A 20,781-nucleotide genomic window follows, 5' to 3' on the forward strand; every position below is an offset into this window, starting at 1 on the left:
TGCCTTAATAGGGGAGGCGCGTCCTGCGGAAAAATCCGTTACGGTTCTGTTTGTGAAGACAGAACCCCTTTCCGTCCCGGACCTTGATCCGCGCGAACTTCTGGACAGCGTGGAAGACTTCGACCTTGTGCCGAAGTCGCCTTCAGCCGTGATCCGGTCTGTTCTGGATCAGGGGCGGCAGATGATCTGCTGGCTTCCGGTGGCAGTCGGGCTGGGGGACGTGTTCTATCTCGCCCTGCCGTTCGAGCCTTCCATCCTGTCTGTTGTGTTTGGCACTTTTTTGATGGGGCTGTCAGGGGCAGCGTGTCTCCGGTGGGGCTGGCAGCGGCTGTTTCCGCGCCTGCTGGGGTTTGCGCTGCTTGCTTTTGCGGCTGGTTTTGGTGATCTGGCTTTTCAAGCCTGGATTCAGCCACCCATGCCGGTGTTGCCGACCCATGCCACCGTTCTGACGGGCCGCGTACAGTCGCTGGAAATCCTACCGCCCCGGAATGATGACGAAGATGACGGCCATCGCATCACTTTGGCCGATGCCGTGTTCGACACGCCCGTTGATGCCGGAATGGCCCCATTGCGCCGGACGCTGCATATCCGTCTGCGCGACGATGACGATCTGTTGCCCGAGCCGGGAAGCACGATCAGTCTGCGCGCGATGCTGCGGCCGCCGCCCCCGCCGTCATGGCCCGGCGGACGCGATCTTCAGCGCGAGGCATGGTTTTCGGGGCTGGCGGGAAGCGGTTATGCGCTGGGGCCGATCAGTCTTTCAGGCGCAGCGGTCCGGGCTTCATGGATCGAGACCCTGCGCGAGGCTGTTGCGTTCCGCACCGCGGCTGTGCTGCCCGACCAGACCGCCGCGATTGCGGCCACGCTTCTGGCCGGTGAAGCCGGGGGCATTGACCAGCAGACGCGGGAAGCATTTTCCGCATCTGGGCTGGCGCATCTTCTTGCTGTGGCGGGGTTGCATCTGGGGCTCGTAATGGCGGCTGTGATCGTGACGCTGCGGTGTGGTCTGGCGTCGATTGAATATGTCGCCCTGCGCTGGCCCTGTCGGCAGATCGCCGCCGTTTCGGGGTTGTTGGCCGGGGCGGGCTATGTGCTGTTGACGGGGGCGCATCTGCCCAGCCTGCGGGCGCTGGGCATGGCGAGCCTCGTGACGCTGGCCATCGTGACCGGGCGGCGCGTCCTGTCCGTGCGATCGCTGTCCATTGTGGCGTTGCTGATCCTGCTGGTTTCGCCGGTTTCGGTCGTGGATGTGTCGTTCCAGATGTCTTTCGCCGCCGTGATGGGGCTGATTGCGGGCTATGGTGTGCTGCGTGAGCCGCTTATGCGGCTGCGCGTGGAGGGGAAGTGGTACAGGGTTGTGGCGTCCTATGGTGCGGCCCTGACGCTGACGAGTCTTCTCGCCGGGTTGGCGACTCTGCCTGTCAGCATGGCGCATTTCGGGGCGTTTCAGCCGTGGTTTGTGCTGGCCAATCTTGCGGCCGTGCCGCTTGCGGCTGTCTGGATCATGCCGGTTGGGCTTCTGGCGCTTGTCGCCATGCCGTTTCATGCGGAAGCGCCGTTTCTGAAACTCATGGGTGTGGGCATCCACGTCGTGCAGGTGCTGGCGGAGCGGGTGGCGGCGTTTCCGATGGCGCATCAGCCTGTTCCGGCCATGCCGGGCTGGGGGCTGCTGTTCGTGATGCTTGGGCTTTGCTTCCTGTGTCTGTGGAAAGGCCGGATTGCTCTTGCCGGTCTGCTGCCGGTGGTGATCGGGGTGGCGTCGATCTGGCTGGCGCCGAAGCCTGATATTTTCGTGTCGGCGGATGCGGGGCTGATGACGGTGCGTCGTCCGGATGTGCTTCTGGTTGGTCCGCATTCCGGTCTGGAAGAGCGCACGTTGGAAGACTGGCAGCAGGCCTTGGCGCTTCCGGTGGCGCCTCTGCCGCCGGAGTGTCTGGTCGGTTTGTGCCGGATCAGCATTGGCGCGCAGACCGTGCTGCTGCGTCCGCATGATTTATCGGACGGTGCTCATCTCCCGACGATGCAGCAATGCGATGGGGTGAGCCTGTTCATCAGCACGTCTCCCGCCCGTAAAGGCTGCGCGGATGTGCCGTTCATTGACCGGTTTTCGGTCTGGCGTGATGGGGCTTATGCCGTGTTTGCCGGGCGCAGTCTCACGATTGTTTCGGACCGAAGCTGGCGGGGGAACCGGCTCTGGGTTCCACCTGTGGGCTGGCACGGCATGCCGAACCTGCCTCTGGCGCAATCCGAGTAAGGTCTGCGATTTTCAGGCCGTAGCTGTTTTCCGTGTGGATGGAGCCACCATGCGTTTGTCCGGGTACAGGCACCATGTCGTGGCCGGGCAGCGCCAGCATTCGGGCACGCGGGCCTTGCAGACATAGCGTCCGTGCAGGATCAGCCAGTGATGCGCCGGGCGGAGCATGTCTTTCGGGATGCGGGCGACCAGCCCGTCCTCGACTTGTCGCACGGTTTTGCCGGGGGCCAGACCGGTGCGGTTACCGATGCGGAAGATGTGGGTATCGACCGCCATCGTATCCGCGCCGAATGCGACATTCATCACGACATTCGCCGTCTTGCGCCCCACACCAGCCAGCGCTTCTAGCGAAGCCCGGTCGGAGGGGACCTGTCCATCATGACGCTCCAGCAACTGATGGCAGAGCAGGTCCACGTTATGCGCTTTCGCCCGCCACAGGCCGATGGTGCGAATGTGCCGCGCAATACCCTCTTCGCCGATGGCTGCCATGGAGGTCGGGTCGGGGGCTTCCTCGAACAGGCCTTTCGTCGCCTTGTTGACGGATTTGTCCGTCGCTTGTGCCGAGAGCACGACGCTCACCAGAAGTTCGAACGGATTGCGGAACACCAGTTCGCTTTCCGCATCAGGATTGGCTTCGGCCAGTGCCGTGATGAAGGCTTTGGCGGCCGCCTTGCTCATGGCCCGCTTGGCGGTTGCGGGGGCATCGGTCATGACGGGCACTCCAAGAGGGTGTGTTGCCGGGGGTGTGTTGCGTCTGGTCCGGACACACAGCAAGATACGGCAAAGTTCTGAAAACTCCATGCCATCACACCCCATGCCATTACACCGTGGCCGGTTCTGCATGACATCGCAGACCGGCAGACGGCGGAGCGCCCTGTGCCTGATACCGTGTCCGATACCCCTCTTCCCATGAGTCGCCAGCAACAGGAGGGCCGCAAGCAGGAAGTGTCCTTCACGGACGTCCTGTCTTTCGTCTGTAGCCGCTGGTGTGATCATCCTCTTCTGCTGGCCAAGACCCTCGGCGGCGTTGCCCTCGCCACGCTGGCCGATGTCTGCACGCCGGTTCTCGCAGGCCGTCTGGTGGAGGATATTTCCCGCCATGCCGCTGGCCCGGCTGTGGAGAAAACTTCGGAACTGCTGCATCTGCGCGATGATGCGGGACTGATGGTCGCGGGGCTGATCGTGCTGGGGCTGGTGGGGCTGTTCGGCCGCCGCTCCTCCTTCATCGGGATTTCGCATCTCACGCTTGCCATCATGCACCGCGTTGCCAATCAGGCGTTCGATCGGGTGCAGCGGTTCTCGACGGACTGGCATGCCAATAATTTCGCGGGTTCGACCGTCCGCAAGCTAACGCGTGGGATCTGGGCGATTGATACGCTGGACGATACGCTCCTGCTTCTGATCGCGCCGGAAGTGCTGGTTCTGGGTGGGACGACGGCGGTTCTGATGTTTCGTTCGCCGTTGATGGGGTCGGTTCTGGCGGTTTCGGTCGTGCTGTTCGCTACGCTCTCCATCCTGCTGACCCTGCGCTATGTCGCGCCTACCGCCCGCGCGTCCAATGAATGGGACACGAAAATGGGTGCGGCCATGGCGGATGCCGTGACCTGCAATCCGGTCGTTAAGGCATTCGGTGCGGAAAACCGCGAGGACGACCGGCTCGACAGCATCATCCGGGGCTGGCGTCAGCGCACACTGACGACATGGGTCCGGGGCACGAATAGCGCCAATCTTCAGGCTCTGGCGTCGCTCGCCATGCGGATGCTGCTGATCGGGCTGGCTGTCTGGTTGTGGTGGGGAGGGAGCGCTGGTCCGGGGGATGTGGCTTATGTTCTGACCATGATGTTCCTGGTGCAGGGGTATCTGCGCGATCTGGGGCAGCAGGTCAGTCAGGTGCAGCGTTCGGTCAATGAGATGGAGGAACTCGTGGCGATTTTCCGCCGCGATCCCGCCATTCAGGACGCAGACGATGCTCAGACGGCCCGTTTCACAACAGGGGCGATCCACTTCGAGCATGTGGACTTCCAGTATCCGGGGCAGGTCAAACCGCTTTACCACGACCTGAGCATCGACATCGCGCCGGGGTCCCGCGTGGCGCTTGTCGGGCCGAGCGGTTCGGGCAAGACGACCCTGACCAAGCTGCTCCAGCGCCTTTATGACGTGAATGGCGGTCGGATTGTGGTGGACGGGCAGGATATCGCGCATGTCACGCAGGAGTCCCTGCGCGCGCATATCGCCATTGTTCCGCAGGAACCGGTGCTGTTTCATCGCACGCTTGCGGAAAACATCGCCTATGCGCGCCCCGATGCGAGCCGCGCCGAGATCGAAGACGCTGCCCGTTTGGCCAATGCGGCGCCGTTCATCGAGCGGCTGCCCGAGGGTTACGAAACCATGGTCGGAGAGCGCGGCGTGAAGCTTTCGGGCGGTGAGCGCCAGCGTGTTGCCATCGCCCGCGCCTTTCTGGCCGATGCGCCCATCCTGATTTTCGACGAAGCGACGTCCAGCCTCGATTCCGAGTCCGAATCCCTCGTGCAGGATGCGATGCGTCGCCTAATGCAGAACCGGACCGTCATCGTCGTGGCGCATCGGCTCTCGACCGTCATGGAACTGGACCGCATCCTCGTGTTCAGTCAGGGCGCGCTGAAAGAAGACGGCACGCACGCCGAACTGATTACCCGCGAAGGCGGGATCTACCGCCGCCTGTTCGAGCTTCAGTCGCTGGAAGGCTGAAGCCCGAAGGAAATCGGCATCTTTCCCGGTCTGGGGGCGTTTCGTCCTTCATGCACGTTTCCGCCCGGACCACAGGATGCCCGACAAAGAAGCTCGGCGGGAGCCACACAGGAGACCGCCGCATGACCATCCGTTCCGTCTTCACCGCCCTGCTGCTCGCAACGCCTGCCGCTTTCAGTGTCGGAAATGCGCTGGCAGAGCCGGTCGCATTCGAGCATGCGCGGCTGATTGACGGGACCGGGGCATCGGCGCAGCCGGACGCTACGGTGGTCATCGATAATGGTGTGATTCTTTCGGTCGGCATCCCGGCTCCCGCCGATGCGCGGCATGTGGACCTGACGGGCAAGACGCTGATGCCCGCTCTTATCAGCGATCACAGTCATGTCGGCCTCGTGAAAGGTACGGGGGCCAGCCGCGATAACTATACCCGTGCCAATATTCTCGCCGCCATGAAGCAGTATGCCGACTATGGCGTCCTGACCGTCACGGCGCTGGGCCTGAACCGTTCTCCGCTGTTCGATACGCTGCGTCAGGAACAGCATGAGGGCCGTAATCCGGGGGCGGATCTGTATGGCGTGGATCAGGGGATTGGTGCGCCGGATGGTGTGCCACCGGCCGCCATGGTCAAGGGCGTTGGTCCCGATCAGGTGTTCCGTCCGACCACGCCGGAAGAGGCGCGCAAAGACGTGGATCAGATGATTGCGGAACACACGGATCTGGTGAAGCTCTGGGTGGACGACTTCCGCAATGACGTTCCGGACGGCAAGACCTATCCCATGCTGCCGCCCGCCATCTATCAGGCCGTTATCGACGAAGCGCACCAGCACGACACGCGGGTTGCGGTGCATATCCATGATCTCGCCGTCGCCAAGGCCATCGTGGCGGCAAAAGCCGATATTCTCGCGCATGGCGTGCGGGATCAGCCGGTGGATCATGATCTGATCGCGGCGATGCTCCGTCAGGGCACATGGTATATTGCGACGCTGGATCTGGATGAGGCGAATTATCTCTATGCCGAGCAGCCGGAGCTGCTCTCCAATCCGTTCGTTCTGGCGGGTATGGACCCGGCCCTGCGTCGTCAGTTCACAGACCCGAAATGGCGCGCGGAGACACTGGCCAAGCCTCTGACCAAGGCTTCGCATTATGCATTGTCAGTGAATCAGAAAAACCTTGCCGTTCTGTATCGGGCGGGAGTGAAGGTTGGTTTCGGGACGGATTCCGGGGCCGCACCGACCCGTATTCCCGGCTTTGCCGAGCATCGTGAGTTGTATCTGACGGTGCAGGCCGGGCTGTCCCCTGTGCAGGCTATCAGTCTGGCCACGGGCAATGCCGCGGCTCTGCTGCATCTGTCAGACCGGGGCGTGATTGCTCCGGGCCGCCGGGCGGATCTTCTGGTTGTGGACGGCAATGCGGATGAAAACATCGCTGCCGTGGACCAGATTGATCAGGTCTGGCAGCGGGGCGCGCTTGTCAGCCACGGCCCCGTCCGTTCGAAGGACTGATTATGCTACGGTCTCGGGGCGCGAACGTCCCGAGACGAGCCGGAACATCGGCCCGGTCAGCGTCGTGGAGATCACGGCCAGAACCATCAGCGAGGCAAAGGCGAATTCCGAAATCATGCCGTGCGCGTGCAGGATGGTCGCCGCCACGATTTCCATCAGCCCCTTGCACTGCAACAGGGAGCCGATGCCCAGCGCCTGACGGTTCGTCAGGCCCGGAGCAGGCGGGAAAATCCAGACGGCAAGGATTTTCGTGACGATCGCAATGACGACCAGCAGCAGGGATGCCAGAACGGACGGCCAGGTCAGCGCATCGCCGTCGATCCGCAATCCGCTATGGCCAAAGAACATCGGGGCCAGCCAGATCAGCGAGAACGTCCCCACGGCCTCGACCGGCAGGCGACGGACCCAGCGCGGTGGCATGAGCGCGCCTGCGAAATAGGCGCCGATCAGTTCGTGCAGCCCCAGTTCGTGGCTCGCCCAGGACCCGGCGGCCAGATAGGCCGGAACAGCGGCCCAGATGATCCAGATCGGCGGGTTTTTCAGGTTCCGCGTGGCCCAGCTGCTGAGGAGCGCCATGCCGACCAGAAGCAGGACGGCCAGTCCTTCAAATCCGGTCCAGCCATGCAGCGCATCCGATCCGCGTGCCGCGAACTGGAGGATGGCCAGCCCGATCCAGAGGGCCGCATCGTCCACGACTGCGAGTTTGAGAGCAAGCTGTCCGACGGGGCGGTACACAGGCTCCAGTTCACGCACGATCCCGATCAGAACCGGCAGCGCACTGACGGAAATGCACAGCCCGATCGACATGGCGCCGATCCAGCTATTGCCCTGCGGGGCCTGCCAGCCATGCAGCGGCAGGAAGAACAGCTTGACCAGAATGGTCCCGATGACGAACGGAACGCCCAGCGCTACGAGCGCTCCGCCCAGCAGGCGACCCAGCGTCGGGGAGGGGAGGTTTTCGGCTTCGGGAGAATGGGTGGGGTTCTGCCACATTTCCAGCCCGGCGGTGAACGCCAGAACCAGAACGGCCAGCCAGCCGATATAATCGCCGTAAAGCGAGGGAATACCGACTTTTGATGCTGGAAAATGCAGGACCGCCAGAACAATGCCCACCAGAATGGGCAGGATGGCAATGGGAATGGAACGCCTGAGCAGTTGCCACAGTCCCCACGGAACGAGGACAAATATAAATGCATCCGCAAACAGTGCTGTCACATTCCCCATGACGATCCCTTTTTTGTTTCAGGTCCGGTCAGGGTAACATGGATCAAAAAAATTAGGGTAATTTTTTATTTCCATGTAATAAATAATTCTATGTTTCTATTTTCAAAGAACTGTTTTTGAAAGGAATGAAAACCCGGAATTTTCTTTTGGAAAAGACCGGGTTTTTCCAGTCATCAGGCGATAAAATTCTTCAGGAATTGCTCCAGCGCCCGGCCGCGATGACTGATGGCATTTTTCTCGGCTTCGGTCATTTCCGCAAAAGTCCGGCTTCCGCCTTCCGGCACGAACATCGGATCATAACCGTGTCCATGATTGCCGCGTGGGGGCCAGATGACCGTGCCGTGACATTCGCCCTGCACAGTCCGCGTTTCGCCATCCGGCCATGCCAGACACAGGGCCGCGACGAAAAAGGCCCGGTGATCGGCACTGTCGCCCATTTCCCGATGCACGCGGTTCATTGCGATCTGCATGTCTTTGGTCGGGCCGCCCCAGCGCGCGGAATAGACGCCGGGCCGGTTGTCCAGCGCCGCGACGCAGAAACCGGAATCATCGGCCAGCGCGGGCAGTCCGGAAGCCCGGGCTGCGGCCAGAGCCTTGATGGCGGCGTTGCCAGTGAAGGTCTCTTCCGTCTCTTCAGGTTCCGGGAGATTCAGTTCGGCGGCTGAGATGACGGTGATCCCGCTCTCGGCCAGCAGGGTGGAAAATTCGCGCAGCTTGCCGGCATTATGGCTGGCCAGAACGATTTTTGAGCCTCGGGACAGTGTCCGCATCATGCAGTCTCCAGGACGTGATTTTGGGCGTCGAACAGTCGGGCTGTGCCGAGCTTTGCCAGTCGGAGGAGTTCGAAAAATTCGCTCTCCTGAAACGGCTTGTCCTCGGCGGTCCCCTGAATTTCGATGATGCCACCATCCGCCGTCAGGACGAAATTCGTATCAGCCTGCGCGTTGCTGTCTTCGATATAGTCCAGATCCAGCACGGCTCCCGCCTCTGTCAGCCCGCATGAGACTGCTGCGACCTGAGCCGTGAGCGCCTGTGAGCGCTTGATTGTCTTCAGCGCGATCGCTAGTGCCACCCAAGCCCCCGTGATGGAGGCGCAGCGCGTGCCGCCATCCGCGTTCAGGACGTCGCAGTCGAGCGTGATGGTTCGCTCTCCCAGCTTTTTCAGATCCACACAGGCCCGGAGCGACCGGGCAATCAGTCGCTGGATTTCCTGCGTCCGGCCGGACTGCTTGCCTTTGGCCGCTTCGCGCTGGCCGCGATGATGCGTCGCCCGGGGGAGCATTCCGTATTCGGCCGTGATCCAGCCCTGTCCCCTGTTGCGCAGAAACGCCGGAACACGCTCCTCGACCGTGGCCGTGCACAGGACTTCCGTGCCGCCCACGCGGATGAGCGCGGAGCCTTCGGCATGGCGGGCAAAGCCTGTTTCGATTGAAACAATGCGGTTTTCGTCCGGCGCACGCCCGGAGGGACGCTTGCGTGCGGTGTCAGTCATGTCAAAAAAGATCCTGTGGAAGAATATGTCCCGCCTCTAGCGCGTTTGACGCAGACCCATCCAGCCCCGACAGTGGGTTTACCATGATGCGACCACAGCCTCCCCTGTTCCGCCCTTCCATCCCGATGCCGCACGGTCTGGGAGATCGTGAAGCCGCGATTTTGCGCGAAATCGTTGAGGAATATGTCGAAACGGGGGAGCCTATCGGCAGCCAGACGCTGGCCCAGCGCCTGCAACCGGCGCTGTCTTCGGCCACGATCCGCAATGTCATGGCGGATCTGGCGCGGGCCGGGCTACTGTTCAGCCCGCATGTCTCAGCCGGGCGTCTGCCGACCGAAAAGGGCGTGCGTCTGTTTGTGGATGGCCTGCTCCAGTTTGGCGCGCTGACGGAAGAAGACCGCGCCAGTATTGACAGCCGGCTCGATATTCACGGGCGGTCCTATCAGGACATTTTGTCTGAAGCGTCGTCCCTGCTGTCGGGTCTGTCTTCCGCTGCCGGGCTGGTGCTTGCGCCGAAATCGGATGCCGCGCTCAAGCACATCGAGTTCGTAGCACTTGGTCCGGGGCGGGTTCTGGTCATTCTGGTGGGTTCGGACGGGCAGGTTGAGAACCGCATCATCGAGACCCCGCCCGGCGTGCCGCCTTCCGCTCTTGTCGAGGCCGGGAACTACCTGAATGCCCGTCTTGGTGACCTAACGCTCGGTACGCTGCGCGAGCGGGTCCGAGGCGAAATGGATGCCAGCCGCCATGAACTCGACGCCCTGACAGCCAGTGTGATCGAAAGCGGTCTTGCGACATGGGACGCCGACGGGGGGACGCTGTTCGTGAAAGGGCAGGGGAAGCTGCTGGCCGACATCACGGAAATCGAGCGCCTGACGACGATCCGTATGCTGTTCGACCATCTGGAGACGCAGGAGACCATGCTTCAGCTGCTGCAACTGGCCGATGCGTCCGAAGGGGTGCGGATTTATATCGGGCGTGAAAGCGGCATGTTCGGGATGTCGGGCGTGTCCATGATCGTGGCGCCTGCCCGCAACGAGGCCCAGAAAATCGTGGGGGCGATTGGCGTGATCGGCCCGACCCGTCTGAATTACGGGCGGATCGTGCCTGTTGTGGATTACACCGCACGGATGGTTGGCCGTTTGCTTGGCTGAAGGCTGCTGAACGTTTCGGGAGGATGGTCCCGGGGTTACGCCTCTTTCATGAAATGACCTTTTTAGACGGGGCGACGAAAGGGGCGGAATAATGCTATGCAGGGGGCATGACGCGACGCTCTCTCCGCTCCCGTAACCCTCAAGGTCCGGGCGCCACGCCACCACGCCCTCCCCGTTTCCGCCGCTACCGGCAGTCCCTGGCGATCATCGCCGGTGTGGGGCTTGTGGGTGTGGCTGGGGCAGGCGTTCTGGGCTGGACGACCTATGCCAAGCTGGTGGCGGATCTGCCCAGCGTGGACAGCCTGCGCGCCTATCAGCCGCCGACCGTCAGCCGCATCTATGCTGCCGATGACCGTCTGATGGCCGAGCTGGCGAACGAACGCCGGATCTTCGTGCCGATCAACGCCATCCCCGAGCGCGTGAAGAATGCCTTCATCGCCACGGAAGACCATAATTTCTACACGCATGGCGGCGTGGATTTCATGGCGATCGGCCGTGCGGGCCTGACGGACATTTTCGCGCGTCATGGCCGCCGTCCGCTGGGTGCTTCGACCATCACCCAGCAGGTGGCGAAGGTCATGCTGCTCAACAGCAACGTCGTGAGCCTTGATCGCAAGATCAAGGAAGCCCTGCTTGCCATAAAAATGGAGCAGGTGCTGTCCAAGGACAAGATTCTCGAAATCTACCTGAATGGCATCTATCTCGGGAACGGCGCTTATGGTGTCGCCGCGGCCGCGCAGAGCTATTTCAACAAGCCGCTCGACCAGCTTGATGATGCCGAAGCCGCCTCGCTGGCAGCCCTTCCCAAATCGCCCACGAACTACAACCCGTTCCTGCATCCGCAGGCCGCGATGGGCCGCCGTAACCTTGTGCTGGACCTGATGGTCGAGGCAGGCGTTCTGACGCGTGAGCAGGCCGATCAGGAAAAGCAGGAGCCGCTGGTCCCGCAGCAGAAGCAGCGTTTTGGGCCTTTGCCGGATTCCGAATGGTTCGGAGAGGAGGTCCGTCGTCAGTTGATCGCCCAGTATGGTCAGGACCGTGCGGCACAGGGTGGTCTGGAGGTCCATACCAGCTTGGACCAGAACCTTCAGACCACCGAGACGCGCCTGCTGCATGAAGGGCTGATGAATTACGACCGCGCCCATAGTGGCTGGCGGGGGCCGTTGCGGACCCTGTCGGACATTCAGGACGATAGCTGGGAAAGCGCGCTCGATCATGTCACGCCGCCCGGCGGGATGCTGCGCGAGTGGCGTCTGGCGGTCGTGTTGCCGGGTGGCACGCATGTCGGCTGGATCGAGGAAGGCAGCCCCCGCAAAGGCGCGCTTCTTGCGACCGACATCGGCTGGGCGCGGCGGGCGCATCCGCTGCGTGCCGGGGACGTCATCATGATCGAACCGCAGGAAGGCGGTTCGGCGGCCTTGCGCCAGATTCCGCAGGTCGAAGGCGCGGCTGTGACGCTGGATGTGCATACGGGCCGCGTTCTGGCGATGGTCGGCGGCTGGTCGTTCCATGAAAGCCAGTTCAACCGGGCCACGCAGGCGCTGCGTCAGCCGGGGTCGTCGTTCAAGCCTTTCGTCTATCTGGCCGCGATGGAACAGGGGATTTCCCCGTCCGAGCGTTTCGACGATTCGCCCATTTCCTATGGCGACTGGCATCCGCAGAACTACGAACATGACAACTGGGGTCCGACGACGCTGCATGACGCGCTGCGCGAAAGCCGCAACCTCGTCACGATCCGTGTCGCCGCCCATCTCGGCATGAAAGCGGTCGCCGATACGGCCATCCGCGCCGGGCTTGTGGCGCAGATGCCGCATGTTCTGCCCGCAGCACTAGGCGCCGTCGAAACCACCGTCATGCGCGAGGCTGCGGCCTACGCCACGATCGCCAATGGTGGCCATATTGTCACGCCGACTCTTGTGGACGACATTCAGGACCGCTCCGGGAGCGTGCTGTGGCAGGCGGGGGGGCTGAAGCTCGGCACCGCCATGCAGGCTCCGCCCAGCGAACAGCCTGCTCCCACGGACGGCGCCCCGACCGACGGGACGACGGCACCTGCCGTGCCCGTTCCCGCCCCGGCCATGCCCGTACCCGGCAGCGTGTCCGTTCCCTCCCTGACCGACACGCGCCCGACGCTGGCCAGCGAGCAGAGCACGTTCCAGATCGTGAAAATGATGCAGGACGTGATCGCCCGGGGCACCGGCCGTATGGCGGGTGTCGGTATCGACCGTCCCATCGCGGGCAAGACCGGGACCAGTCAGGACTTCCATGACGCGTGGTTTGCCGGGTTCTCCCCCGATATCGTCACGGTGGTCTGGGTCGGTTTCGATACACCCCAGACGCTGGGTCGCAATTCGGATGGCGGCCGCATTGCCGGGCCGATCTGGAACAAGATCATGAAGGTCGCTCTGGCCAGCCGTCCGAAGCTCGACTTCCGCGTGCCAGACGGTATTACGCTGGCCAGCTACGACACAGGACGTATTTCGGCCGTCGATGGCTTCAAGACCGATCAGGTTCCGGGTGCGTCCGTTGAGCTGCATGGCTTCGGCGCGGGGACCGAGGCTCTGACCGCTGCCGATACAGGCGCGGACAGCGTGATTTCGGATTCCGAAAGTGGCATGGCCCAGATGCCGGATCAGCCGGGAGGCGGCACAGCCGGAACCGGGTCGTCCGCAGCGCCGGGACAGGTCCAGAAACCTGCTCCGTCCGATGGTGACATCGGCGTGGGCGGCCTATACTAAGGCCACCAGAACAGACCCCCCTTATGAGTGGAGGACACTATGTCGGCCGAAACCGAGGCCCTTTCCGTCCAGATCAAGCAGTCGGTGGCACTGCTGAGGAGGCATCTTTGACTGGGATGTCGCAACAACACGCCTCGCGGAACTGAACCACCGCGTTGAAGACCCTGACCTGTGGAACGATGCAGACGCTGCCCAGAAGCTGATGCGCGAGCGCACGACGCTTGCCAACCAGATCGAAGGCGTCCAGCAGATCGAAGCCGAGGTCGAAGGCACGCTCGAACTGGTCGAACTGGCGGAGATGGAAGGGGATGACAGTCTCGTTCAGGATGCCGTTCAGACCCTGCGTGCCATCGCCGAAGACGTCCGCAAGCGCGAAATCGAAAGCCTGCTCTCGGGCGAGGCGGACAGCAATGACTGTTACGTTGAGGTGAATGCGGGCGCCGGTGGTACGGAAGCTCAGGACTGGGCCGAGATGCTCCTGCGCATGTACACGCGCTGGGCCGAGCAGCATGGCTACAAGGTCACGTTCATCGAAGGCAGCGAAGGCGAGCAGGCTGGCATCAAGTCCGCGACCATTCAGGTGAGCGGTGCGAACGCCTATGGCTGGCTCAAGACCGAAGCGGGCGTGCATCGTCTGGTTCGGATCTCGCCGTTCGATGCGGCGGCCCGACGTCAGACGTCGTTCGCGTCTGTGTGGGTCTATCCGGTCGTGGATGATTCGATCGAGATCGAGATCAACGATTCGGATCTGCGCGTTGATACGTTCCGGGCCTCGGGCGCGGGTGGACAGCACGTCAACAAAACGGATTCGGCCATCCGGATCACCCATATCCCGACCGGGATCGTGGTGGCCTGTCAGACCGACCGTTCGCAGCACCGCAACCGCGCCAAGGCAATGGAAATGCTGCGGGCCCGGATGTACGAAGCCGAGTTGCAGAAGCGCGAAGCCGCTGCCGCCCAGACGGAAGCCTCCAAGACCGATATCGGCTGGGGACACCAGATCCGGTCCTACGTTCTGGCGCCCTATCAGCTCGTCAAGGACTTGCGGACGGGTGTGGAGAAGGGAAATCCGGGCGCGGTGCTCGATGGTGCCCTGGACGACTTCATGTCGGCCTCGCTGGCGCAGAGCGTCGGGGCGACCCGGTCGGAGGCTAGCGCCTCGGCCCAGTAAACCCTGTTACGTTTAAGCCCTGTCGGCTTTCAGACGGATTCGCTCAGGCGCTGGAACAGAAAAACTGTTCCGGCGCCTTTTTTCTTGAATCTGTCATAACGCGGTGAAGTGACGTTACGTTCTCAGGATTTCGGGGAATATTTTTATTTGCCCGGACAGGGCGCAAAGCGCAGAATATGTCCACAATATGAAAAAATCGTTTCGATAAGAGCAATCACCGGCTTGACAGCATGGGGGTTAGACTGCCCAATCAGCATATCGGGTATGTTCTCACGGCATATGACGCATTCCTATGCGTCTGCAGCGGGAAAGCCTGATGGCAACACAGAAATCGGGGCACCGCACCCGGCAGATGTGGACCAACGCCGGTGTCAGTGAGGGGTAAGAAGGTTTCGACATGAAGAGCTACGCCGCACAGCAGCGCAAGCCGACAGACTACATTGTCGCGATCGTCGTGGCCGTGCTGGCTATGGGCGCTGTGATCTATGCGCTTATGAGTGGTGCTGTGAGCAAGCTGGTCCAGGAAAAGCCGCCTATCAAGACGGAAGTGATCAAGGAACAGCCCAAGCCACCGCCGCCACCGCCACCGCCGCCGCCGCCGCAGATGGAGCAGCCGCCGCCGCCGTATATTCCGCCGCCGAAGATTTCCGTGCCGCCGCCGCCCAAGGCGATCCAGCGTGTCACTCACGCCAAGCCGCCGCATCCGGTACCGCCCAGCCCGACCCCTTCGCCGGAGCCCGTTCCGTCTCCGCCGCAGGGACCGCCAGCTGACGCAGTGCCAGATCATCAGGCAGGCGCGCGGCCGATCAACGGTGCACAGGCTGTCTATCCGGACGAGGCCATGGAAGAAAACCGCGAAGGTCATGTGACCGCATCGTGTGACATTCTTCCGACAGGCAAGACGGCGAACTGTACCATTACCAGTTCGAGCGGTGGCCATGAGTTCGTGGAAAGTGCGCTCGACTTCCTTCGTCGGGCCCGTTACCAGCCCGCCGTTGTCAATGGCGTTCCGGTAACAGAGCATCACCACGTCCTGCACATCGACTTTACGATGGGCGACGACTGATCTTTCGACTGCCGTCAAACAGAATTGCCCTGTCAGGATTTCCAGTCCCTGACAGGGCTCAGAAAAGGGCCGGTCTCCATATGGCCGACACCCCATTAAAAGCTCCGGAAACGGGCATCGATAACGAGGATATGGAGTTCATGACCAGACTGTTCCGCCTTCCTGCCCTTGCCGTTCCGACGAAGGCGCGTGCCGTCCGGGCCAGCGCGCTGGCTCTGACGCTGGCCCTGGCTTCCGGTGCAGTTGCACCGGCCGTCGCTTTCGCCCAGCCGGCTCCTGCCGACCAGAGCGCCCCTGCAGCCGCTCCGGTTGACCCCTCTACCAACCCGGCACCCCCGGCAACGTCCGCCGATCCGGCTGGCGCTCCTGGGGCAGCTGCTCCGAATGATGCGGGTGCACCTGCTGCGCCTGCTGACAGTGCCGCTCCGGCAACGGCTCCGGCCGACCAGTCTCCCGCAGCGGCTGCAACGCCGGGCGAGAGCGCAACCGCGACGCCGGAAGCTCCTGCTCCGCAGGGTAACCCGTATGGCCTCGGCGCTCTGTGGGCCAATGGCGATGCGATTGCCCGTGGCGTTCTGATCATCATGGTGATCATGTCCGCTGGTACCTGGATCATCATGGTCATGAAATTCCTGGAGCAGGGCCGTCTGTTTGCTGCCTCCAAGGAAGCTGCACGCGAGTTCTGGACCAAGCCGTCCGTTCAGCAGGGTGCTGCTGCCCTGAAGGCGTCTTCTCCGTTCCGCTACATTGCAGAAACGGGCATCGTTGCCGCCGAGCACCATGAAGGCTCCATGCGTGACTCGATCGACCTGCCGTCCTGGACCGAAATGTCCATCTCGCGCTCGGTCGACACCATCAACACCCGTATGCAGGGCGGCCTCGCCTTCCTCGGTACGGTGGGTTCCACGTCGCCGTTCGTCGGTCTGTTCGGTACGGTCTGGGGTATCTATCACGCCCTGACGGCCATCGGCATCTCCGGTCAGGCATCCATCGACAAGGTTGCAGGCCCGGTTGGTGAGTCCCTCATCATGACGGCCATCGGTCTTGCCACCGCTGTTCCGGCCGTGCTGGGTTACAACCTGCTCGTTCGCCGTAACAAGGGTGCCATGGATCGCGTTCGCAACTTCGCGGCCGACATCCAGTCCGTCCTGATCGGCGGCTTCCGTCACGGCGTCAGCCCGGAACAGGGCAGCATGGCTGTTCCGACCACCATCACCACCAGCGAGCGGATCTGATCCTATGGGAATGAACGTCGGAGGAGGCGGCGGTGACGACGAGGTGGTGTCGGCAATCAACACCACCCCCCTCGTCGACGTCATGCTGGTGCTGCTGATCATCTTTCTGATCACCATCCCGGTCGCCACACACTCGGTGAAGGTCAAGCTGCCGGTCGATGCGAATACGCCTACCCAGACCAGGAAGGGCAACATCGTTCTGGCAGTGAATTCAAACGGCCAGGTGTTCTGGGACACGACGCCGGTTGCGAACCACACTGACCTGCTGAACCGTCTCGTTGAGGTGGCAAAGCAGAAGCCCCAGCCGCAGATCCAGATCCGCGGTGATCAGGCTGCCAAGTATCTGGCAGTCGGCCAAGTGGTCGCGACCTGCCAGGAAGCTGGTATCGCCCACGTGGACTTCATTACCGAGCAGCCTCACTCGAACTGAGGTCGTGTCGGGTCGTTCCGGACAGGGCGGCCCGACAAAGCTTTCACGTCACCTTTTTGGAGAACCGCCGTCATGGGCATGAGCGTCGGATCTGACAGCACGCACGAAGACGAAGGCATTGTCGATATCAACACCACGCCGTTGATCGACGTGATGCTGGTGCTGCTGATCATGCTGATCATCACCATTCCGCTTCAGACACACTCGGTGGCGATCGATCTGCCTCAGGGCAATCCTCCCCCATCGACCGAACAACCCAAACTCGTGACCGTCAGCATCGGCTACGACAACAGCATTTCCTGGAACAACGAGCCGATTACGTCCGAGGCGTCTCTTCAGGCTCATTTTCAGGCCGCTGCCGCAATGCCGGACCAGCCTGAAATGCATATCCACCCGGATCGTCTTGCGGACTACAAGACCGTGGCCCATGTTATGGCAGACGCACAGCGTCTTGGTATGACCAAGCTTGGAATTGTTGGTCTGGATCAGTTCATGGAAGGACAGTAATTCGTGTCTTTGTCCCTTTACCGCCGTCTGAGCGCCCGTAATCTTCTGCTGGCCGGTGTCTTTGGTATCGCCGCGTTTGCTGGCTCCGCCCATGCCGATGACGTTCTCGGTCAGGCTGTTGGCAAGGATCTGCAGCAGGCCCAGAGTGCTCTGGCATCCAAAAATTATGCCAAGGCCATGGAAGCCGTCGATGCCGCAGACGCGGTCAAGGGCAAGACCGATTACGAAACCTACACCACGGCTCAGATGCGCGCCGCGATTGCCGCACAGTCCGGCAACACGGACGCCGCGATCAAGGCCTATGACGTTCTGATCAACAGTTCGCGTACGCCGAAGGCCGCGAAGGGCCAGATGCTGATGGCACAGGCCACCATGGCCTACAGTGCCAAGCAGTACGCCCGCGCCATTCCGGCGACCGAGCGCTATCTGAAGGAATATGGCGCCGACCCGCGCATGCAGACCATGTTGATCCAGTGCTACTATCTGCAGCAGGACTGGAAAGGCACGGCCAAGGCCGCGCAGGAGCAGGTGGACGCCACGATCAAGGCTGGCAAGGTTCCGGCCGAAAATCAGCTTCAGATGCTGGCCACGGCCTATACGAACCTGAAGGATGCGGACGCCAAGACGCATGCCTATGTTCTTCTAGCCAAGTATTATTCGAAGCCTGATTACTGGTCGATGCTGATCCATGATCTGGTCGCGAATCCGAACCTCTCGCCGCCGCTCATTTTCTATGTCGAGCGCCTGCGTCTGGCGACGGGTGTGCTGAAGGATCCGTCCGATTATCAGGACATGGCCGAGCGTGCAGTGCAGATGGGCCTGCCCCAGCTTGCGCTGAACCTGCTCAATCAGGGTTATGCGAATCACTCGCTTGGTAACGGCCCCACCGCCGCTGCTGATGCGAAGTTCCATGCGTTCGTTGCCCAGCAGGCTGCCACGAACCGGAGCCAGCTTGCTGCTGCTGTGACGCAGGCGGCCTCTGCGCCGAATGCAGGACCGGCTCTGACCGCTGGCTACAATCAGGTGCTGAACGGACAGGTTGATGCCGGTCTGGCCCTGATGAAGACGGGTCTGGGGAAGAATCCGCGTTACCCCGATCTGGCTCAGGTTGAATACGGTATGGCGCAGATGGATGGTGGCCAGAAGGCCGAAGCCATCAAAACGTTTGAGGCTGTTTCCGGAAACGGAGCGGCTCGTGACGTGGCGGAGCTCTGGTCTCTGCTGCTTTCGCGTCCTGCGAAGTAAGACAGTCTTTCGATTCACAAAAAAGCCGGGGCTCTCCCCGGCTTTTTTGTGTTCAGAACGGCAGGACCGTGTCCATGAACTGCTGCCCGTAACGTGGTGTCTGAAGCTGCGTGAGGGTTCCGCGTCCACCGTAGGAGATCCGCGCTTCGGCCATCCGGTCATGCGTGACTGTATTATCCGCCGTGATGTCCTGAGGGCGGACAATGCCGCTCACGCCCAGCTCGCGTAGCTCGCTGTTGACCCGGACTTCCTGTTTTCCCATCACGACAAAATTGCCGTTGGGCAGGACCTGAGTGATGGTTCCGGCCAGACGCAGGGTAACAGTTTCGTTGCGGGTGATTTTCCCGGTCGCGCTGGAATCGCTGCTACTGGCCGTATTCAGGCTGTTTGCACCGGTAATCGAACTGATGATCTTGCCCTTGATGCCGAAAAGGTTGGGAATGCCGAACTTTTCGTCAGCGGCTCTGTCAGCCGTCGTTCCGTTGTTGAAAGCGGCGTTGTCGGTGATGTCCACGATAATCGTGACGAGATCCCCGACCTGAGAGGCACGCTGATCCTTGAAGAAGGCTTTGCTTCCGGATCGCCACAGGCTGGCCGCTTCGTCAGGAGGCGGCTGAAGGGGGGGCATTGGCATGCTGACCGGACGATAGGAGGCCGCCAGCGTCGGATTTGTGATGGAGGTCATGCGGGGTGGTCGCCCGATTTCGGACATCTGGGCAAGGGAATTGCAGGCTGACAGGACAGGCAAGAGGCCAAGCAGCCCCAGAGTACGCACAGAATGTCGAAAAGGATGCCGCATGGGGAAGTTGAGATCCGTCAGTTCCGTAGGGTCTCAAGCAAACACGTTAGCGGTAAAAAACCTGTTAAGACGCCTGCATTCTTGCGCGTTTAAAAGGCGCGTTGAACGTGACTGATCAACCATTGCATCGCTTACTTTCCCTTGCCCTGTTCGCGGATGTGACCGAAAAGAGTCCGGTCTGGGATGGCATTTGGTCAGTCTGGGCCATTCTGCCGGGAGAACGCCCCATGCCGACTGTTTCTGTCTTTTCTGTTGCGGGCCGTTCGTTCGCTTATGGCTCCTGACATGGGGCTGCGGATTCTGCTGACGGGTGGGCAGGGGTTTGTCGGGCAGCATCTCAAGGCCCGGCTTCTGGACCGTCTGCCTGGGCATGTGCTGCTGGAAGATCCGATGGATATCCGGGACCGGCCTGCCGTCGAACGTTTTGTCCGTAGCGAAAAGCCCGATGCCTGTCTGCATCTGGCTGCCGTCTCTTCGGTTGCACGTGCCGAGGCTGAGGACGCATGGACCGTCAATCTGGACGGGACGCTCATTCTGGCCGAGACATTTGAGACTTATGCTCCGCAGGCCAGCTTTGTGTTCGTCTCGACGGCTGAGATCTATGGCGCGAGTTTTTCGTCAGTGCAGCCGCTCGATGAAACGGCCGTTATTGCGCCGGTTAATGCCTATGCGTCCAGCAAGGCGGCAGCGGATCTGGCGGTCGGAAATCTGAGTCAGGAGGGGTTGCACGGCGTGCGCCTGCGCTCCTTCACGCAGGCCGGAACGGCGCAGGATGAAGAGGCGATTCTGCCATTTCTTGCGGCACAGGTTGCGCGGATCGAGGCTGGCCAGCAGGCTCCGGTCATTACCGTTGGCCAACCGGATGCCGGGTTTGACGTCACCGATGTGCGCGATGCGTGTGATGCCTATATTGCGGCGCTCGTTCCGCCTCGTCCGCTGCCCAATGGCAGCGTTCTGAACATCTGCTCCGGCGTGACGCGGACCGTCCGTTCGATGGCGGAGGATCTTCTGGACGTTGCGGGTGTTTCGGCCACGCTCAGGGTGGATCCGGCCCTTGCCTCGCCGTCTGGTCTTGCGGTCATGCAGGGTAATCCGGCGGCGGCGCGTGAGGCACTGGACTGGTCCGCGCGCATTCCGTGGAGCGAGACGCTGGTAACGGTTCTCAATGACTGGCGTTATCGCATCACACTCTGAAAGCCCGTAATACAATCGACAAAGACCATTTTCTTCGCAAAAC

At 61.8% G+C, this 20,781-nt stretch carries 17 protein-coding genes; 12 read left to right on the forward strand and 5 right to left on the reverse strand.

Features of this window, described 5'->3' with window-relative positions:
- Positions 1-52: 52 nt before the first annotated feature.
- Positions 53-2,254: a ComEC/Rec2 family competence protein gene (locus tag JK213_RS09970; RefSeq protein WP_322783052.1), complete on the forward strand. Its 2,202-nt coding sequence runs from the start codon at positions 53-55 to the stop codon at positions 2,252-2,254.
- 12 nt (positions 2,255-2,266) lie between these two features.
- On the opposite strand, the gene nth is transcribed toward JK213_RS09970, so the two are convergent.
- Complete coding sequence (nth, locus tag JK213_RS09975) at positions 2,267-2,965, reverse strand: endonuclease III (RefSeq protein ID WP_194262798.1); 699 nt, start codon at positions 2,963-2,965, stop codon at positions 2,267-2,269.
- Positions 2,966-3,163: 198 nt separating this feature from the next.
- On the opposite strand from nth, the gene JK213_RS09980 reads away from it, so the two are divergent.
- Positions 3,164-4,981 carry an ABC transporter ATP-binding protein gene (locus tag JK213_RS09980; RefSeq protein ID WP_228125560.1) on the forward strand — a complete coding sequence of 606 codons (1,818 nt, stop codon included), beginning with the start codon at positions 3,164-3,166 and terminating at the stop codon, positions 4,979-4,981.
- 122 nt (positions 4,982-5,103) lie between these two features.
- Positions 5,104-6,483: an amidohydrolase family protein gene (locus JK213_RS09985; protein ID WP_194262799.1), complete on the forward strand. Its 1,380-nt coding sequence runs from the start codon at positions 5,104-5,106 to the stop codon at positions 6,481-6,483.
- On the opposite strand, the gene JK213_RS09990 is transcribed toward JK213_RS09985, so the two are convergent.
- From JK213_RS09990 to rph, 3 genes are all read right to left on the reverse strand, one after another.
- Positions 6,484-7,707, reverse strand: a complete 1,224-nt coding sequence (locus JK213_RS09990) for a cation:proton antiporter (RefSeq protein ID WP_194262800.1) — start codon at positions 7,705-7,707, stop codon at positions 6,484-6,486.
- Positions 7,708-7,880: 173 nt separating this feature from the next.
- The gene (rdgB, locus tag JK213_RS09995; protein WP_194262838.1) at positions 7,881-8,477 is read right to left on the reverse strand and encodes an RdgB/HAM1 family non-canonical purine NTP pyrophosphatase; all 597 of its coding nucleotides are present in this window, start codon (positions 8,475-8,477) and stop codon (positions 7,881-7,883) included.
- A complete protein-coding gene (rph, locus tag JK213_RS10000; protein WP_194262801.1) occupies positions 8,477-9,199 on the reverse strand; it encodes a ribonuclease PH in 723 nt (240 codons plus the stop codon). Before rph ends, rdgB begins: the two co-directional genes overlap by 1 nt.
- Before the next feature lie 83 nt (positions 9,200-9,282).
- Between rph and hrcA the strand changes: the two genes are divergently transcribed.
- From hrcA to JK213_RS10040, 8 genes are all read left to right on the forward strand, one after another.
- Positions 9,283-10,353, forward strand: a complete 1,071-nt coding sequence (gene hrcA, locus JK213_RS10005; RefSeq protein WP_194262802.1) for a heat-inducible transcriptional repressor HrcA — start codon at positions 9,283-9,285, stop codon at positions 10,351-10,353.
- A gap of 107 nt (positions 10,354-10,460) precedes the next feature.
- Positions 10,461-13,091, forward strand: coding sequence for a penicillin-binding protein 1A (locus JK213_RS10010; protein WP_194262803.1), 2,631 nt, complete (start codon positions 10,461-10,463; stop codon positions 13,089-13,091).
- Positions 13,092-13,130: 39 nt separating this feature from the next.
- Positions 13,131-14,262 (forward strand): peptide chain release factor 2 gene (gene prfB, locus JK213_RS10015; protein WP_194262804.1). Its coding sequence is split into 2 segments (ribosomal slippage): positions 13,131-13,199 and positions 13,201-14,262, totalling 1,131 coding nucleotides; the frame shifts between segments, so codons are not numbered across the junction.
- Between the two features lie 397 nt (positions 14,263-14,659).
- Entirely contained in the window at positions 14,660-15,328 is a 669-nt protein-coding gene (locus JK213_RS10020; RefSeq protein WP_194262805.1) for an energy transducer TonB, read from the forward strand.
- Positions 15,329-15,468: 140 nt separating this feature from the next.
- Positions 15,469-16,563 (forward strand): MotA/TolQ/ExbB proton channel family protein, encoded by a 1,095-nt coding sequence (locus JK213_RS10025; RefSeq protein ID WP_194262806.1) that lies wholly within the window; start codon positions 15,469-15,471, stop codon positions 16,561-16,563.
- 4 nt (positions 16,564-16,567) lie between these two features.
- On the forward strand, positions 16,568-16,993 hold the full coding sequence (locus tag JK213_RS10030; RefSeq protein WP_062028222.1) for a biopolymer transporter ExbD: 426 nt from the start codon (positions 16,568-16,570) through the stop codon (positions 16,991-16,993).
- A 72-nt stretch (positions 16,994-17,065) separates the two neighbouring features.
- Complete coding sequence (locus JK213_RS10035) at positions 17,066-17,500, forward strand: biopolymer transporter ExbD (protein ID WP_099286074.1); 435 nt, start codon at positions 17,066-17,068, stop codon at positions 17,498-17,500.
- A 3-nt stretch (positions 17,501-17,503) separates the two neighbouring features.
- Positions 17,504-18,745 carry a lipopolysaccharide assembly protein LapB gene (locus tag JK213_RS10040; protein ID WP_194262807.1) on the forward strand — a complete coding sequence of 414 codons (1,242 nt, stop codon included), beginning with the start codon at positions 17,504-17,506 and terminating at the stop codon, positions 18,743-18,745.
- Positions 18,746-18,797: 52 nt separating this feature from the next.
- On the opposite strand, the gene flgH is transcribed toward JK213_RS10040, so the two are convergent.
- The gene (gene flgH, locus JK213_RS10045; protein ID WP_194262808.1) at positions 18,798-19,544 is read right to left on the reverse strand and encodes a flagellar basal body L-ring protein FlgH; all 747 of its coding nucleotides are present in this window, start codon (positions 19,542-19,544) and stop codon (positions 18,798-18,800) included.
- A gap of 285 nt (positions 19,545-19,829) precedes the next feature.
- On the opposite strand from flgH, the gene JK213_RS10050 reads away from it, so the two are divergent.
- Positions 19,830-20,738, forward strand: coding sequence for a GDP-mannose 4,6-dehydratase (locus tag JK213_RS10050; RefSeq protein ID WP_249200521.1), 909 nt, complete (start codon positions 19,830-19,832; stop codon positions 20,736-20,738).
- Positions 20,739-20,781 lie beyond the last annotated feature (43 nt).

It is taken from the genome of Gluconobacter sp. Dm-44 (assembly GCF_018256175.1).
Classification (GTDB): domain Bacteria; phylum Pseudomonadota; class Alphaproteobacteria; order Acetobacterales; family Acetobacteraceae; genus Gluconobacter; species Gluconobacter cadivus.

Coding starts and splice junctions, on each gene's coding strand:
- flgH (WP_194262808.1), bottom strand. CDS start 19,544: ATGCGGCATCCTTTTCGACATTCTGTGCGTACTCTGGGGCTGCTTGGC.
- JK213_RS09990 (WP_194262800.1), bottom strand. CDS start 7,707: ATGGGGAATGTGACAGCACTGTTTGCGGATGCATTTATATTTGTCCTC.
- JK213_RS10035 (WP_099286074.1), top strand. CDS start 17,066: ATGGGCATGAGCGTCGGATCTGACAGCACGCACGAAGACGAAGGCATT.
- JK213_RS09980 (WP_228125560.1), top strand. CDS start 3,164: ATGAGTCGCCAGCAACAGGAGGGCCGCAAGCAGGAAGTGTCCTTCACG.
- rdgB (WP_194262838.1), bottom strand. CDS start 8,477: ATGCGGACACTGTCCCGAGGCTCAAAAATCGTTCTGGCCAGCCATAAT.
- JK213_RS09985 (WP_194262799.1), top strand. CDS start 5,104: ATGACCATCCGTTCCGTCTTCACCGCCCTGCTGCTCGCAACGCCTGCC.
- rph (WP_194262801.1), bottom strand. CDS start 9,199: ATGACTGACACCGCACGCAAGCGTCCCTCCGGGCGTGCGCCGGACGAA.
- hrcA (WP_194262802.1), top strand. CDS start 9,283: ATGATGCGACCACAGCCTCCCCTGTTCCGCCCTTCCATCCCGATGCCG.
- JK213_RS10050 (WP_249200521.1), top strand. CDS start 19,830: ATGGGGCTGCGGATTCTGCTGACGGGTGGGCAGGGGTTTGTCGGGCAG.
- nth (WP_194262798.1), bottom strand. CDS start 2,965: ATGACCGATGCCCCCGCAACCGCCAAGCGGGCCATGAGCAAGGCGGCC.
- JK213_RS10010 (WP_194262803.1), top strand. CDS start 10,461: ATGACGCGACGCTCTCTCCGCTCCCGTAACCCTCAAGGTCCGGGCGCC.
- JK213_RS10025 (WP_194262806.1), top strand. CDS start 15,469: ATGACCAGACTGTTCCGCCTTCCTGCCCTTGCCGTTCCGACGAAGGCG.
- JK213_RS10020 (WP_194262805.1), top strand. CDS start 14,660: ATGAAGAGCTACGCCGCACAGCAGCGCAAGCCGACAGACTACATTGTC.
- JK213_RS10030 (WP_062028222.1), top strand. CDS start 16,568: ATGGGAATGAACGTCGGAGGAGGCGGCGGTGACGACGAGGTGGTGTCG.